The following is a 590-nucleotide window of genomic DNA, read 5'->3' on the forward strand; positions in this document are numbered from 1 at the left end:
GGTGCCGTGCCCGGGCGAGGACTCGATCTCCAGGCTGCCGCCGACGAGGCACAGGCGCTCGCGCATCCCGACGAGCCCGAGCTTACCTTGGGACGTCAGCGACAATGTGGAAGCCACGTCGGCCTCGAAACCGACGCCGTCGTCGTCGACGGTCAACGTAAAAAGACGTGGGTCGAACAGAAGCACGACAGAGGCGAAGCGCGGGTTCCCCGCGTGCTTTGCGACGTTCGTCAGTGCCTCTTGGGTCAGGCGGTAGAGCGTGATGGCGATCTCGGCAGGCAGGGGCACCTCATCCCCAACGACCTGAAACTCGACGGCGATCCGCGTCGCGCGAACCCATTCGTCCACGAGATAGCGCAGCGCCGTCACGAAGCCGAACTCGTCCAGGGCAGCAGGACGCAGTTCGAGGGTGACCCGGCGCAATGACTGGCCGACGTCCTGCGCCCGTTCGAGGAGCATGTCGAGCTCGGCCTGGGCCGGCGACGTCGTCAGATGAGGCTTGAGCCGCCGCAGGCCAAAATCCAGCGCCACCAGGTGCTGGCCGGCGTGGTCGTGCAGGTCGCGCGCGAGCCGTCGCCGCTCGTCCTGGC

At 67.5% G+C, this 590-nt stretch carries 1 protein-coding gene; it reads right to left on the reverse strand.

The window, feature by feature from the left end:
• Positions 1–590 (reverse strand): sensor histidine kinase (locus ACTXGO_RS15910; RefSeq protein ID WP_443575204.1); only part of this gene is annotated, 590 nt, incomplete at both ends.

This window comes from Psychrobacter sp. T6-1 (assembly GCF_052258445.1).